Origin of the sequence: Cellulomonas sp. NTE-D12, assembly GCF_027923705.1 — a bacterium.
GTDB lineage: Bacteria > Actinomycetota > Actinomycetes > Actinomycetales > Cellulomonadaceae > Cellulomonas.
Window position 1 is genome coordinate 2,649,346 of record NZ_AP026442.1, and the last position, 13,529, is coordinate 2,662,874.

At 72.9% G+C, this 13,529-nt stretch carries 11 protein-coding genes; 7 read left to right on the forward strand and 4 right to left on the reverse strand.

All coding sequences use genetic code 11. From position 1 onward, the window contains the following. The first annotated feature begins 95 nt into the window (after nucleotides 1-95). Nucleotides 96-1,472: a ferredoxin reductase family protein gene (locus QMF98_RS12195; RefSeq protein WP_337973283.1), complete on the forward strand. Its 1,377-nt coding sequence runs from the start codon at nucleotides 96-98 to the stop codon at nucleotides 1,470-1,472. A 42-nt stretch (nucleotides 1,473-1,514) separates the two neighbouring features. Here QMF98_RS12195 and QMF98_RS12200 read toward each other — a convergent pair whose 3' ends face one another. Further along, on the reverse strand, nucleotides 1,515-2,225 hold the full coding sequence (locus QMF98_RS12200) for a response regulator (protein ID WP_337973284.1): 711 nt from the start codon (nucleotides 2,223-2,225) through the stop codon (nucleotides 1,515-1,517). Then, nucleotides 2,222-3,844, reverse strand: coding sequence for an ATP-binding protein (locus QMF98_RS12205; protein ID WP_337973285.1), 1,623 nt, complete (start codon nucleotides 3,842-3,844; stop codon nucleotides 2,222-2,224). The genes QMF98_RS12200 and QMF98_RS12205 overlap by 4 nt, the downstream gene beginning before the upstream one ends. A 170-nt stretch (nucleotides 3,845-4,014) precedes the next feature. Here QMF98_RS12205 and QMF98_RS12210 point away from each other — a divergent pair, with 170 nt between their 5' ends. The 3 genes from QMF98_RS12210 to QMF98_RS12220 all read left to right on the forward strand — a co-directional run bounded on the left by QMF98_RS12210 (nucleotide 4,015) and on the right by QMF98_RS12220 (nucleotide 7,118). Beyond that, nucleotides 4,015-4,953, forward strand: coding sequence for an ABC transporter ATP-binding protein (locus QMF98_RS12210; RefSeq protein WP_337973286.1), 939 nt, complete (start codon nucleotides 4,015-4,017; stop codon nucleotides 4,951-4,953). Further along, complete coding sequence (locus QMF98_RS12215) at nucleotides 4,950-5,861, forward strand: ABC transporter permease (RefSeq protein WP_337973287.1); 912 nt, start codon at nucleotides 4,950-4,952, stop codon at nucleotides 5,859-5,861. The genes QMF98_RS12210 and QMF98_RS12215 overlap by 4 nt, the downstream gene beginning before the upstream one ends. Before the next feature lie 162 nt (nucleotides 5,862-6,023). Continuing rightward, on the forward strand, nucleotides 6,024-7,118 hold the full coding sequence (locus QMF98_RS12220; protein WP_337973288.1) for an ABC transporter substrate-binding protein: 1,095 nt from the start codon (nucleotides 6,024-6,026) through the stop codon (nucleotides 7,116-7,118). Between the two features lie 98 nt (nucleotides 7,119-7,216). On the opposite strand, the gene QMF98_RS12225 is transcribed toward QMF98_RS12220, so the two are convergent. After that, complete coding sequence (locus QMF98_RS12225) at nucleotides 7,217-8,737, reverse strand: helix-turn-helix domain-containing protein (protein WP_490715609.1); 1,521 nt, start codon at nucleotides 8,735-8,737, stop codon at nucleotides 7,217-7,219. A gap of 114 nt (nucleotides 8,738-8,851) precedes the next feature. Between QMF98_RS12225 and QMF98_RS12230 the strand changes: the two genes are divergently transcribed. After that, nucleotides 8,852-10,699 (forward strand): phosphoenolpyruvate carboxykinase (GTP), encoded by a 1,848-nt coding sequence (locus tag QMF98_RS12230; protein ID WP_337973289.1) that lies wholly within the window; start codon nucleotides 8,852-8,854, stop codon nucleotides 10,697-10,699. 46 nt (nucleotides 10,700-10,745) lie between these two features. Here QMF98_RS12230 and QMF98_RS12235 read toward each other — a convergent pair whose 3' ends face one another. Beyond that, nucleotides 10,746-11,384, reverse strand: coding sequence for a GntR family transcriptional regulator (locus tag QMF98_RS12235; RefSeq protein WP_337973290.1), 639 nt, complete (start codon nucleotides 11,382-11,384; stop codon nucleotides 10,746-10,748). Nucleotides 11,385-11,486: 102 nt separating this feature from the next. Here QMF98_RS12235 and QMF98_RS12240 point away from each other — a divergent pair, with 102 nt between their 5' ends. Continuing rightward, nucleotides 11,487-12,782: an MFS transporter gene (locus QMF98_RS12240; RefSeq protein ID WP_337973291.1), complete on the forward strand. Its 1,296-nt coding sequence runs from the start codon at nucleotides 11,487-11,489 to the stop codon at nucleotides 12,780-12,782. Beyond that, the gene (locus QMF98_RS12245) at nucleotides 12,779-13,402 is read left to right on the forward strand and encodes a TetR/AcrR family transcriptional regulator (RefSeq protein WP_337973292.1); all 624 of its coding nucleotides are present in this window, start codon (nucleotides 12,779-12,781) and stop codon (nucleotides 13,400-13,402) included. The genes QMF98_RS12240 and QMF98_RS12245 overlap by 4 nt, the downstream gene beginning before the upstream one ends. The last annotated feature ends 127 nt before the right edge of the window (nucleotides 13,403-13,529 follow it).

Sequence of the window (13,529 nt, forward strand, 5' to 3'; positions counted from 1 at the left end):
GACTCCCCGCATCGGCCCCGCCACCGCTCGCAGTCGGGCCGTGCCCAGCGAATACTGCCCGTGTCGGGTCGGCTCTCGCGGCGGGAGGCAGGCAGATGGCCTTCGCCGGGGTGTGGCCGTTCGACCGGACGACGTTGATCCGGTACCGGACGCGTGCGGCCGGACCCGTCCTGCTCGGCGTGCTGGTGGTGGCCTACGGCGTCCTGTGGGGCGTCCGGCACCCGGCCGGCCCGTGGGGGACGTACCTCGGCCAGGCGATCGGGTCCGAGGCCGTGCTGCTGTTCACCCTGGCACTGGTGCTCATGAGCTCGACCAGCTGGGTCGAGTCGCTGTTCGCCGGTCTGGACCGGGCCGCCATCTGGCACCGCACGTGCGCCATCGCCGGGACGGTGCTGATGCTCGTGCACACCGCGACCACCTCGAGCGGCCAGGAGGCACCGAGGGGCAAGAGCCTCGGCGTGGTCGGCGCCGTCGGGATCGTCGGGCTCGTCCTGTGGGCGATGCTGCCCCGCTGGCGGCAGCTCGTGCCGCCGTTCCTCCGTGCGCCGGTCGAGCGGGTGGCGCAGAGCCCGGGCGGTCGATGGGCACATCGGTTCCTCAACGGCTACGACCTGTGGCGCAACGTGCACCGCGTGCTCGGGCTGTTCGTCGCCGCAGGCATCGTGCACGCCGTGCTCGATGCGACGGTGTTCGGCGGCGACCCGGTGCTGCGGTGGAGCCTGATCGTCGTCGGCGCGACGGGCCTGGCCTTCTACGCGTACCGCGAGCTGTTCGCCCGGTTCTTCGTCCGGGTGCACCGGTACAAGGTCAAGGCCGTCGAGCCGATCCCCGGCCGGGACGCGCAGGTGATCACGCTGGCACCGCAGGCCAAGCCTCTGCGTTTCGTCGCCGGCCAGTGGGCGATCGTCTCCATCGAGACCAAGCAGGGCTGGTCACGCAACCCGTTCTCGATCTCCAGCTCCGACCGGGCGGGCGACCTGTCGATCACGGTCAAGGGCCTCGGCGACTTCTCCAGCAGCGTCGACGACCTCGTGCGCCCCGGCATGCCCGCCGTCGTCGACGGGCCCCACGGCCGCTTCGACCGCGCGCACGGCACGGCGGAACAGGTATGGATCGGTGCCGGGGTGGGCATCACCCCGTTCCTCAGCTGGGCCCGTTCGCTCGACGGCCAGCTGGACGCGGAGCGTGTCGACTTCTACGTCAGCTCGCGCGGCCGCTCACCGTTCGCCGACGAGCTGCAGGGCATCGCCGACGCGCACCCGAACCTGCACCTGCACCTGCACCTGGTCGACACCGCGGTGGACGGTCACCTGACCGCCGAGCGGGTGCTCGCCGAGCTGCCCGTGCCGCCGCAGCGGCTCAGCGTGTTCCTGTGCGGGCCGCAGCGGATGGTCAAGCAGCTCACCCGTGCCTTCCGGCGTGCAGGAGTGGCACAGGTGAACATCCACCACGAGTACTTCAGCTGGCGCTGACCGTCGCCGGGGGTCCCGGCCACCCGCTCCGGGGCGCAGGCGTCAGCGCGCCCCGCGGGGACCCTCCGCGGCAGCGGGTTGCTGCCCGAGCCACCGGTACAGGTGCTCGGGGCGCCCGGCGGCGCCGTAGCGCAGCGTGTAGTCGATCGTCCCGATGTCCAGCAGGTATCGCAGGTAGCGGCGTGCCACACCCGGGCTGATCTCGGCACTCGTCGCGACCTCCGCGGCCGAGATGTTCGACCGCTCACGCAGCACCTCGACCACGACCGCGAGGGTCGGCGCCGAGATGTTCTTCGGCAGGGAGTCCACGCCGGCCGAGCGCAGCGTGCCGTACACGCGGTCCACGTTCCGCTGGTCGGCCTCCGCCATCTGCTGCAGGCGCTGACGTGCGGCCGCGTAGGTGTCGAGCCGTTCGCGGAAGGTGGCGAAGGTGAAGGGCTTGACCAGGTAGTGGGCGACGCCGAGGTGCATGGCGCGACGCAGGATGTCGACGTCCTTCGCCGCGGTGATCGCGATGACGTCGACCTCGACGCCGGTGGTCGCCCGCAGCCGTCGGAGGGTCTCCACGCCGTCCACGTCCGGCAGGTACACGTCGAGCAGCACCAGATCAGGCCGACACTCGGCGACGGCCGCGAGCGCGGTCGCCCCGGTGCTGGCGGTGCCGACCACCTCGAAGCCCGGCACCCGCTCCGTGAACTGGCGGTGCACGGAGACGGCCATGAAGTCGTCGTCGACGATCAGGGTCCGGATCACCCGGCCACCGCCACGCGGTCGCGGGGACGGATCGGCAGCGTCACGGTGAAGACGGCGCCGTCGGCGTTGTCCACCACGATGCGCCCGCCGAGCCGGTGGACGGCCTGGCTGACCAGCGCGAGGCCGAGCCCCCGTCGGCGGCCGTTGCCGCGCGCCACCTTGGTGGTGAACCCGTCGCGGAAGATCTCGGCGGACACCGCGGGGTCGATCCCCGGGCCGGAGTCGTGGACGCGGAGCTGCAGCTGTGGCCCGTCGAGCCCGATCGACACCTCGACCCGGCCACCCGGACCGCTCTGCGCCGCCGAGTCGAGGGCGTTGTCCACGAGGTTGCCGAGGATGGTCACCAGGCTCTGCGGGTCGACGAGCCCGGCCGGCACCTCCTCGACCATCTCGACCCGCAGGGTGACGCCGCGCTCGCTGGCCACCGAGGCCTTGCCGAGCAGCAGCGCGGACACGATCGGCTCCCCGATCCGGCCGACGAGCGCGCCCGCGAGCTCCTGGTGCAGGGAGGAGCTGGTGTTCACGAACCGCACCGCCTCGGCATAGCGCTCGAGCTCGAGCAGGCCCCCGATCACGTGCAGCCGGTTGGCGAACTCGTGCTCCTGCGCCCGGAGGGCGTCGGCCATGGTGCGGACGTCGGCGAGCTCGTCCAGCAGCCCGTCGAGCTCGGTGCGGTCACGGAGCGTGACGACGGCGCCGACCGACGTGCCGTGCACCTCGACGGGCATCCGGTTCACCACGACCACCCGGTCGCCGACCAGCACCACCTCGTCGAGCCCCTCGACCTTGCCGGTCAGCACGTCACGCAGCCGACCGGCGGGCGCCAGCTCGTCGAGGCGTCGGCCCAGCGCCGAGGTGTCGATGCCGATCAGCCGCGTCGCCTCGTCGTTGACCAGCGTGACCCGGCCCGCCGGGTCGATGGTCAGGGCGCCCTCCCGGATGCTGTGCAGCATCGCCTCGCGCTGCTCGAGCAGCGCGGCGATCTCCCGCGGCTCGAGGCCGAACGTCTGCCGCTTCACACGACGTGCCAGCAGGAGCGCACCGAGCGCTCCCAGCCCGAGGCCGAGCAGCGGCGGCACCGACGACTCGGGCAGGCGTGCCGCCAGCTCCGAGCTGACGTGCGCCTCGAGCACCCCGACCGAGACCAGCCCGACGACGGTCCCGTCCGGCGCGACGATCGGCACCTTGGCGCGCATGGACCGACCGAGCGAGCCGGTCTCCACGCCGGTGAAGGTGTTGCCGGCCAGGACCGACTGCGGGTCCTCGGCCGGGTCTCCGAGCAGGGACGTCCCGATCAGCTGGGGGTTCGGGTGCGAGTACCTGATGCCCTGGCGGTCCGCGACGACGATGAACGCGGCCCCGGTCGCGTGACGGACCCGCTCGGCGACCGGGGCGATCACGCGGGCCGGCGAGGGGCCCGCGAGCGCCGTGACGATCTCCGGCATCGAGGCCACCGTGCGCGCGATGGCCAGGGACGACTCGGCCGTCCGGGCGTCCAGCACCCGCCTGGCCTGCACGAACGACACGGCGAAGCCCGCGACGACCGTCAGCAGCAGGATCACGATCTGCAGCGTGAAGATCTGCGTCGACAGCCGATGGCGTTCACCGATGAGTGCCATTGGCGGATGTTAGTCCGGTTCCGCGACTTTGCCGCCGCGACCGAAATGCTCATCAAAGCCCTCATCGATCAGTTGGTGCGATCTACCGACGCAATCTGGACCGGACGTGTGGCGCCGCTCACAGTCGTCGGACCCGGTGATCTCCCGACGAAGCGAGAGGACCGCCCGACATGTCCTTCAGACAGCCCCTTCCCCGAACCGCCGACGAGAGCGCCGCCCCGCGCTCCGCCGCCGCCCGCGGGGCCGCCCCGGCCTCGGCACCGCAGGCCCGTTCCCGTATCGAGCTCGTCGGTGTCACGAAGCGGTTCGTGTCGCCGACGGGGGCCGCCATGACCGCGCTGCGCGACGTCGACTTCGTCGTCGAGCCCGGTCAGTTCTGCGCCGTCGTCGGCCCGACCGGCTGCGGGAAGTCCACGACGCTCACCATGGTGGCCGGCCTCGACCGGCCCACCGCCGGTGTGGTCCGCGTCGGCGGCGCGGTGGTGGACGGCATCCCCGACAGCACCAGCTTCATGTTCCAGCACGACGCGCTGCTGCCCTGGAAGAGCGTGCTGCAGAACGTCGCGCTCGGGCCTCGGTTCCGCGGCGAGTCGAAGGCGTCCGCCCTCGGGCGTGCACGGGAGTGGCTCCACGTGGTCGGCCTGTCCGGCTTCGAGGACCACCACCCCCACCAGCTGTCGGGCGGCATGCGCAAGCGGGCCACGCTCGCGGCGTCGCTGATCAGCGAGCCGTCGATCCTGCTGATGGACGAGCCGTTCGGAGCCCTCGACGTGCAGACCAAGGCGATCATGTCGAACGAGCTGCTCACGTTGTGGGAGCGAACCCGGCCCTCGGTCATCTTCATCACGCACGACCTCGAGGAGGCCGTGGCGCTCGCCGACCGGGTCGTGGTGATGACCGCCGGTCCCGGCACCGTGAAGGCGGTCTACGACATCGACCTGCCCCGCCCGCGCGGGGCCGTGCAGGAGATCCGGTTCGACAGCCGGTTCCTCGAGCTGCACCAGCGCATCTGGGAGTCGCTGCGCGAGGAGGTCGAGCGCGCGTACGCGAGAACCGGCCGCGCCGCCGGCTCCGCCACCACCGGCACCTCCGAGGGAGGACGGCCGTGAACGAGGCCTCGACCGTGGGCGACGCGCGGACGCTCGCCGCCGTCCGCGCACAGTCCGTCCAGTCCGCTCCCGGTGACGAGGCGTCGATCGCCGAGGCGGCGCGCCGCCGCGTGCGCCGACGGAAGGTCCTGGTCCAGACGACGCGGCTCGCCGTGCTCGTCGTGGTCGTCGGCGGCTGGCAGCTGTTCACCGACCGCAAGATCGTCGACCCGTTCTTCTTCGGCCAGCCGTCGGGGATCGTGCTCAAGCTGACGGACTGGGTGCAGCACGGCACGGCCTACGGCTCCCTGTGGCTGCAGATCGGCGTGACCATGAAGGAGGCCCTGCTGGGGTTCGCCTACGGCACGCTCGCGGGGATCGTCCTCGGCGTCCTGCTGGGCCAGATCCCGTTCCTGGCCGACGTGATCGGGCCCTTCATCAAGGTGCTCAACGCGATCCCCCGCATCGTGCTCGGGTCGATCTTCGTCGTGTGGCTGGGGTTCGGCACCACCTCGAAGGTGCTCCTGGCGGCCGTCCTCGTCTTCTTCGTCGTGTTCTTCAACGCCTTCCAGGGCGTGCGTGAGGTCGACCGCAACCTCGTCGCCAACGTGCGGGTGCTCGGCGCCTCCCGTGCGCAGACCGTCCGGCACGTCGTGCTGCCGTCGGCCGTCGTCTGGATCATCGCGAGCCTGCACGTCGCCTTCGGGTTCGCGATCATCGGGGCGATCGTCGGCGAGTTCCTCGGGGCCCAGCAGGGCCTCGGGCTGGTGATCTCGACGGCGCAGAACAACTTCGACCCCAACGGGATCTTCGCCGCGATGCTGCTCATCGCCGTCGTGGCGCTCAGCGCCGAGGGGCTGATCAGCCAGCTCGAGAAGCGCCTGCTCAGCTGGCGGCCCGGCACCCAGACCGAGGTCGCGGGGCTCTAGCCCCTTCCCTCGCCGGCAGATCGCTGGGCGAGCCTGCCCTGCCACGGCTCTGCCCTGCCACTGCGCTGCCCGTCCGCCTGCCCCGAACCACCGAGGAGGTGCCCACCCAGACGTGACCGACCGGACCACCCGCACATCAGCTCTCAACGAGGAGAACGAGACATGGCCACACGAGTGCACGCCCGAACGATGACGGGGTTCGTCGCTGTCGCGACGACCATGACCCTCGCCGCCTGCGGCGGCGCCGCGAGCGGGAGCGGGAGCGCGAGCAGTGCCGCCACCGGCGCCGGCAGCGCCAGCGCTGCGCCGGTCACCGTGACGATGATGGTCGGCGGGATCGACAAGCAGATCTACCTGCCGTACCAGCTGGCCGAAGGGCTGGGCTACTACAAGAAGTACGGCATCGACATGAAGCTGAGCACCGAGGTGTCCGGCGGTGTCGGGGCCGAGGACGCGGTGGCGTCGGGCCAGGTGAACCTGGCCGGTGCGTGGTACGTCCACACCATCGACTTCCAGCAGAAGGGCAAGGACGTCATCAGCGTCGCCCAGCTGAGCGGAGCGCCGGGCGAGCGGGAGATGTGCGCGACGGGCTCGAACATCTCCTCGGCGGCCGACTGGTCGGGCAAGACCGTCGGGGTCACCGACCTCGGCTCCGGCACCGACGACCTGACGCTGTACCTGGCCGCGAAGAGCAGCCTCACCCAGGCGCAGTTCCACCGGCAGGGCGTCGGCGCGGGCAGCACCCTGGTCGCGGCGCTGCAGCACGGCAGCGTCGTCTGCGGCATGACGACCCAGCCGACCGTCAGCGCGCTGGAGACGCAGAAGATCGCGTACTCCGCGATCGACCTGGCCACGACGGACGGGGCCGACAAGTGGCTCGGCGGCGCCTTCCCGTCCGCCGCCGTCCTGGCGAAGGCCGACTGGGTCAATGCGAACAAGGACACCGTGCAGAAGGTGGTCGACGCGCTCGTGGCGACGATGCACTACATCGCGACCCACAGCGCGGCGGACATCGCGGACCACCTGCCGCCGAACTTCGTGTCCAACGGCCTGGTGACCAAGGACCTCTACGTCAAGGCGCTCGACCAGGACAAGGGACAGTTCCTGCCCGACGGCATGATGCCGGCCAACGGCCCTGAGACGGTCCTGGCGGTGGAGAAGCTGGCCGGGAAGGTGACCGCACCCGTCGACCTGACGAAGACGTACACCAACGACTTCGTCGTCGCCGCCAACAAGCTGGAGGGCTTCGCCCAGTAGCGGGCGTCCGCACCCGGGTGCGTGCCCCACCGAGCAGAGGTGGGGCACGCACCCGTGCCCATGCAGGCGGGCGGCCGTCGCTCGCACGGGCCGGGACGTCAGCTCCCGGAGTGGCGGTCCAGGAAGGCGTACACGTCGTTCTCGTCGACCCCCGGGAACGTCCCCGTGGGGAGCGGCGCCAGGATCTGCGTGTGCACCACCGCGCTGGGCCAGGAGCGGTCTGCCCACCGTTCGGCGGGTTCGCGCGCCGGGAGCCGGCAGCACCGGGGGTCGGGACAGGTGGAGCGGGTGCGCACCGTCGTCTCCCGCCCACGGAACCACTTGGCCTGGTCGAACGGCACCCCGAACGTGATGGAGAACTCGCCGAGCGAGGTGGTGCCGGTCTGGGTGGACGCCCAGTAGGTGCCGACGGGCGTGTCCACGTACTGGTGGTTCTCCGCGCTGCGGTCGCGCCGGCCGAAGGCGGCGCGCGCCGGCCAGTGCCGGCACACGATCTGCCCGGCTGAGGCGCCGGTGCTGTCCGTCGGGAGCGGGAAGCCGTCGTTCTCGTAGCCCTTGTACAGGGCGCCGTCCTCCCCCACCCGCATGAAGTGGACCCGCAGGTCGAGGTGCGAGGTGAGCAGGTTGGTCATCCGTTGGGCGGCCGTCTCGTGCGTCACGCCGAACGCGTCGCGCAGGTCCTCGACCGCCAGGTTCTTGGCCTTCTTGGCCCGCTCGAGGAACGGGACCGCCGCGAACTGCGGCATGAGGCAGGCGGCCGCGAAGTAGTTGATCTCGATGCGTTGGCGCAGGAAGTCCGCGTAGCTGGTGGGTCGCTCGTGGCCGAGGACCCGGTGGGCGATCGCCTGCAGCGCCAGGGAGCGCAGCCCGTGGCCGCCCGGGATCGAGGCGGGCGGCAGGTAGATGCGCCCGTTGGCCAGGTCGGTGATCGTGCGCGTCGACGGCGGGAGGTCCGGGGTGTGGACCAGCGTGAAGCCGAGGCTCTCGGCCATCTGCGCGACGCTGCGGTGGCTGAGCGCCCCCGTCGTGTAGCCGCTGCGGCGGACCAGGTCCCCGGCGACCTCCTCGATCGGCGGCAGCCAGTTGTCCCGCTGGCGCATCCACCGGTGCAGCACCGTGGTCGCCCGGCGGGCCTCCTCCGGCGTGGCGACCGCGGCGTCCGTGCGGCGGGCCAGCTCCTCGTGCAGGCCGACCAGAGCCTCCAGCACGTCGGTGGGCAGGGTGCGACCGGGGCGGATCTCCGGCAGGCCGAGAGCCGCGTAGGTTGCGCGCCGCTGGCCCCGGTCGAGCGCGATCTCGAGGGCCGCCCGGCGAGACGGTGGTTCGACGGACAGGAACGAGGCCGTCGGCACGCCGAGCGTGGTCGCGATCGCCTGCAGCAGCGTCACGCGGGGCTCACGCCGGCCGTTCTCGACGAGGGAGAGCTGGCTGGGGCTCACCCCGACCGCCGCGCCCAGCTGGTCCAGCGTCATGCCCCGTTCGGTCCGGACGTGCCGGATGCGGCGACCCAGCGTCAGCAGGTCGTCGGCCTCCGCCGCCGCACCCGTCGTCTCCGGCACGGCGATCACCGGGCCGCTCAGGGCGGCCTGGCTGGTCCGGCGGGCGGCGTCGATCGACATGGCATGACGGTATCGAAAGATCCGCGTTTCTTGCGACCACCGGCACGGTTCCTCGTGGCCCGGACGGTGCAATCGTCAAGACCGTCCGCGATGTTGCGAGAGAAGGAGCACCCGATGACGTCCCTGGCCGAACCGAGCGTGACCGTGAGCGGTCAGCACCTGGCGCAGCGCAACGAGCGCCTCGGCACCTGGGTCGAGGACGTCGCCCGCCTCACGCTCCCCGACCGGGTCGTGTGGTGCGACGGGTCGGCACGGGAGTACCAGGAGCTGTGCGACCTGCTCGTCGACGCCGGGACGTTCGTGCGGCTGAACCCCGAGCGGCGCCCGCGGTCCTTCCTCGCACGGTCGGCCCCGGGGGACGTGGCGCGCGTGGAGAGCCGGACGTTCATCTGCTCGGAGCGCCAGCAGGATGCGGGTCCGACGAACAACTGGCGGGAACCCGCGCAGATGCGCGCCGAGCTCGACGGTGCGTTCGCCGGCTCCATGCGGGGGCGGACGATGTACGTGGTGCCGTTCTCGATGGGTCCGGTCGGCTCACCGCTCGCCGAGATCGGCGTGGAGCTGACCGACTCCCCCTACGTCGTGGTGAGCATGCACCTGATGACGCGCGTCGGGGCGGCGGTGCTGGAGCAGCTGGGCTCGGACGGGGACTTCGTGCCGGCCGTGCACAGCGTCGGGATGCCGCTGGTCGACCCCGACGGCACGGCCCGCGCGGACGTGCCGTGGCCGTGCAACGAGACGAAGTACATCGTGCACTTCCCGGAGAGCCGCGAGATCTGGTCGTTCGGCTCGGGGTACGGCGGGAACGCCCTGCTGGGCAAGAAGTGCTTCGCGCTGCGGATCGCCTCGGTGATGGGCCGCGACGGTGGCTGGCTGGCCGAGCACATGCTCCTGCTGCGGCTGACCAGCCCCGAGGGACGCGACTACCACCTGGCCGCGGCGTTCCCCTCCGCGTGCGGCAAGACGAACCTGGCGATGGTGCGTCCGACCCTGCCGGGCTGGTCCGCCCAGACGCTGGGCGACGACATCGTCTGGATGCGCCCCGGCCCGGACGGCGGCCTGCGCGCGATCAACCCGGAGGCCGGGTTCTTCGGCGTCGCCCCCGGCACGGGCGAGACCACCAACCCCACCGCGATCGCCATGGTCGCCAGCGACACGATCTTCACCAACGTCGCCCTCACCGACGACGGCGACGTGTGGTGGGAGGGGCTGACCGAGCAGGTCCCCGACCACCTGGTCGACTGGACGGGCCAGGACTGGACCCCCGGCTGCGGCCGCCCGGCGGCCCACCCGAACTCCCGGTTCACCGTCCGCGCGGACCGGTGCCCGGCGATCGCCCCGGACTGGGAGGACCCCGCCGGGGTGCGGGTCGACGCCATCCTGGTCGGCGGCCGGCGGGCGACCAACGTGCCGCTGGTCACCCAGGCCCGGGACTGGGCTCACGGGGTGTTCCTCGGCGCGACGATCTCCTCCGAGCAGACCGCCGCCGCCGAGGGGACGGTCGGCGCCCTGCGCCGGGACCCGTTCGCCATGCTGCCGTTCTGCGGCTACCACATGGGCGACCACTGGGCGCACTGGCTCGAGGTCGGCGCCCGGCTCGGAGCCGGCGCCCCGGCGATCTTCGCCGTGAACTGGTTCCGCAAGGGTGCCGACGGGCGGTACCTGTGGCCCGGGTACGGGGAGAACTCGCGGGTGCTCGCGTGGGTCGTGGGGCGGCTGGAGGGGTCGGCGGCTGCCGTGGACTCCCCCGTCGGCCTGCTGCCCGCCCCCGGCGCGCTGGACGTCACCGGGCTCGACGTCGGCCCCGACCAGGTGTCCGAGCTGCTCGACGTCGACCCGGCCGCCTGGCTGGCCGAGGCGGACGCCACCGCGCAGTGGTTCGAGACCTTCGGCGACCGGCTGCCGCCACAGATCGGTGCCGAGCTGACCGGACTTCGGCAGCGCCTGGTCGAGCGCCTGTGACGGGGCCGACCCGGCCGGCGGACGGAGCGTGCGTCTGACCCGGTTGTCAGTCCTGCGGCGACAGCTCCGCGGTGGCGAGGTGCTCGCGCAGCGCGCCGTCGAGGGTCTCGATGTCGCCTTGCTCGACCAGCTGCGCGAGGCGGCGATGGTCCTGCAGGATCCGCTCGGCGTTCGGCCCGCTGGCCGCGCGCCGGGCGGTGAGCAGCACCTGCCGTGCGCGCAGCTTGTCGTAGAAGTCGAGCAGCACCGGGTTGCCGCCGGCGACGACGAAGGACCGGTGGAACTCGACGTCCACCTCGACGAACCGCGCGAGGTCGGCCCGGGCGAGCTGTTCCGCCTGGTCGTCGACCAGCGCGGCGAGGGTCCGCGCCAGCGCCCGGCGGTCCGGGTCCGGCAGCGACCGCACCGACGCGTACTCGACGGCGTGCCGGGCCTGCGTCACGTGGCGGGACTCCTCCGGGCCGATCTGCCGGACCAGGGCGCCGCGCTGCGGGTAGATGGTCACCCAGCCCTCGTCCTGCAGCCGGACGAGCGCCGTGCGGACCGGCGTGCGGCTGACCCCCACCCGGGCGGCCAGGTCGTGCTCGCTGACCATCGAGCCCGGGGCGATCTCCCCGCTGGCGATCGCCTGGCGGATCTCCTGGAGCGCCCGCTGTGCGGCGCTCGGCGTCTGCTGCACCACCACGTGCCCCCTCGTTCCCGCTGGTCGACCCCCAGTCTGTCCCACTCGGGTCGCGGGGGTAGTCTGACTGGTATCCCAGTTGGATTCCAGTAGGACGGCGGTTGCATGTCGGAGGCGACGGTGGGCGTGGGCCCGTGGACGGGCGCGGACCGGTGGACCGGACGGGCCCGCCCCTGGCGGACGGTCGCCCCGGCCGTGTTCGCGGCGGCCTGGGGTGGCAACCACTTCACACCGCTGATGCTGATGTACCGGCAGCACGACGGGTACACGACGATGGCGGTGGACGTCGTGTTCGCGGCCTACGTCGCGGGCCTGGTGCCGGGGTTCCTGCTGTCCGGCGCACTGTCGGACCGGTACGGCCGCAAGCGCGTGATGGTGCCCGCCGTGGTGCTGGGCATCGCCGCGAGCGCGGCCCTGGCCACGGGCGTGCACACCCTGCCGCTGATGTGCCTGGGACGGCTGCTGTCCGGGCTGAGCGTCGCCGCGGCGATGGTGGTGGGCACCAGCTGGTTGCGGGAGCTGTCGCAGGGTCCGTGGGAGCAGGGGGCGGACGACGGCACGGGCGCCGCACGCGCCTCGGTGACGCTGACCCTCGGGTTCGGTGTGGGCGCCGGGGTGTCGGGTGCGCTCGCGCAGTGGGCGCCCGGGCCGTCCGTCCTCCCCTACGTCGTGCACGTGCTGCTCTCGCTCTGGGCGATCGCCGCCCTGGTCGCAGCCCCGGAGACGCGCCGGTTCGACGCCGACATCCGCTCGCTGCTGGCGGACCTGCGGGTGCCGGCGGCGTCGCGCCGTCGGTTCCTGCTGGTGCTGACCCCGCTGGCGCCGTGGGTGTTCGCCGGCGCCGCGCTGGCGTACGCGGTGCTGCCCGCGCTGCTGCACCGGGCCAGCCATGGGGAGGACGTCGCCGTCGCGGCCGTGCTCGCGCTGGTGACCCTCGGCACCGGCGCGCTGGTCCAGGTGGGCCTGCGGCGGTTGCCGCCGGCGCGGCGCCGGCACGCGCCGCACGTGGGGATGGGCGCGATGGCGGTCGGTGCCGCGCTGTGCGCCCGGGCGGCGGCCGCACCGACGTTGTGGCTGGCAGCGGTCGCCGCGGTGGTGCTGGGGCTCGGTTACGGCATCTGCATGGTGACCGGTCTGGTGGAGGTGCAGCGGCTGACCGACGAGGAGCACCTCGCCGGGCTGACGGGCGTGTACTACAGCCTCACGTACCTGGGCTTCACGCTGCCCGTGGTGCTGGCCTGGCTGCAGCCGTTCGGCAGCTACCCCGTGCTGCTGACCGCCGTCGCGGCGCTGGCGGTGGTGTGCGGCGCCGTCGTCGCCGTCGCACGGCGGACGATCCCCGTGCCGGTCTGGCCGGACGCGTCGGCGGCGCCGTGGCTCGAGCGGGTGGGCGCCGAATGACCAGGCGCCTGACGGGGCGCGGCCGGCCGGAGGGGCGCAGGTGGCCGCGGCCGCAGCACCCGCACGAGGTCGACGAGGCGCGGCTCCTCGCGGCGACCCGGGACGAGCTCCACGAGCGCGGGTACGACGGCATCACGCTCACCGCCGTGGCCACGCGCGCGGGTGCGCGCCCGAGCACGGTGCACCGGCGGTGGTGGACCCGGGCGGAGCTGGTGCTCGACGCGCTCGCCGACTCCACCCCGTCCTCGGCAGCGGTGCCCGATACCGGGACGTTGCGCGGCGACCTGCGCGCGCTGCGGGCGGGCGCGCACGAGGAGGCGTTCTGGCGTGCTCTGCCCGGGCTGGTGGCCGACGCCGCCGACTCGCCGGAGCTGACACCGACGATCCGCGAGCGGCTGGTCCGGCCGCGCGTCGAGCAGCTGCGCGCGGTGCTGCGCCGAGCGGCGGCCCGGGGCGAGCTCGCGGTCGGAGCCGACCCCGACCTGCTGGCCGAGGCGCCCGCCGCGATGGTGACGTACCGGCTGCTCGTCGGCCGGGACCCGCTCGACCCAGCCTTCCTCGAGGCCGTCCACGAGGGGCTGCTCGTGCCGGCCGCCACCGCGGGCTGCGCCGCGCGCTGACGACGAGGGCCGCCGGACCACGTCTGTCCGGGCCCGGGTTGCGTCCGGGGCGGCGGCTCCGACGTCCGGGAACCGTCAGGATCGGCGCCCGGCGCCGACCCCGGTGGATCAATGGTCGTGACGGCCA

Bases quoted from the DNA above. Each gene is read 5' to 3' on its own strand.
- QMF98_RS12195 (WP_337973283.1), top strand. From the start codon at position 96: ATGGCCTTCGCCGGGGTGTGGCCGTTCGACCGGACGACGTTGATCCGG.
- QMF98_RS12205 (WP_337973285.1), bottom strand. From the start codon at position 3,844: ATGGCACTCATCGGTGAACGCCATCGGCTGTCGACGCAGATCTTCACG.
- QMF98_RS12210 (WP_337973286.1), top strand. From the start codon at position 4,015: ATGTCCTTCAGACAGCCCCTTCCCCGAACCGCCGACGAGAGCGCCGCC.
- QMF98_RS12220 (WP_337973288.1), top strand. From the start codon at position 6,024: ATGGCCACACGAGTGCACGCCCGAACGATGACGGGGTTCGTCGCTGTC.
- QMF98_RS12225 (WP_490715609.1), bottom strand. From the start codon at position 8,737: ATGTCGATCGACGCCGCCCGCCGGACCAGCCAGGCCGCCCTGAGCGGC.
- QMF98_RS12230 (WP_337973289.1), top strand. From the start codon at position 8,852: ATGACGTCCCTGGCCGAACCGAGCGTGACCGTGAGCGGTCAGCACCTG.
- QMF98_RS12240 (WP_337973291.1), top strand. From the start codon at position 11,487: ATGTCGGAGGCGACGGTGGGCGTGGGCCCGTGGACGGGCGCGGACCGG.
- QMF98_RS12245 (WP_337973292.1), top strand. From the start codon at position 12,779: ATGACCAGGCGCCTGACGGGGCGCGGCCGGCCGGAGGGGCGCAGGTGG.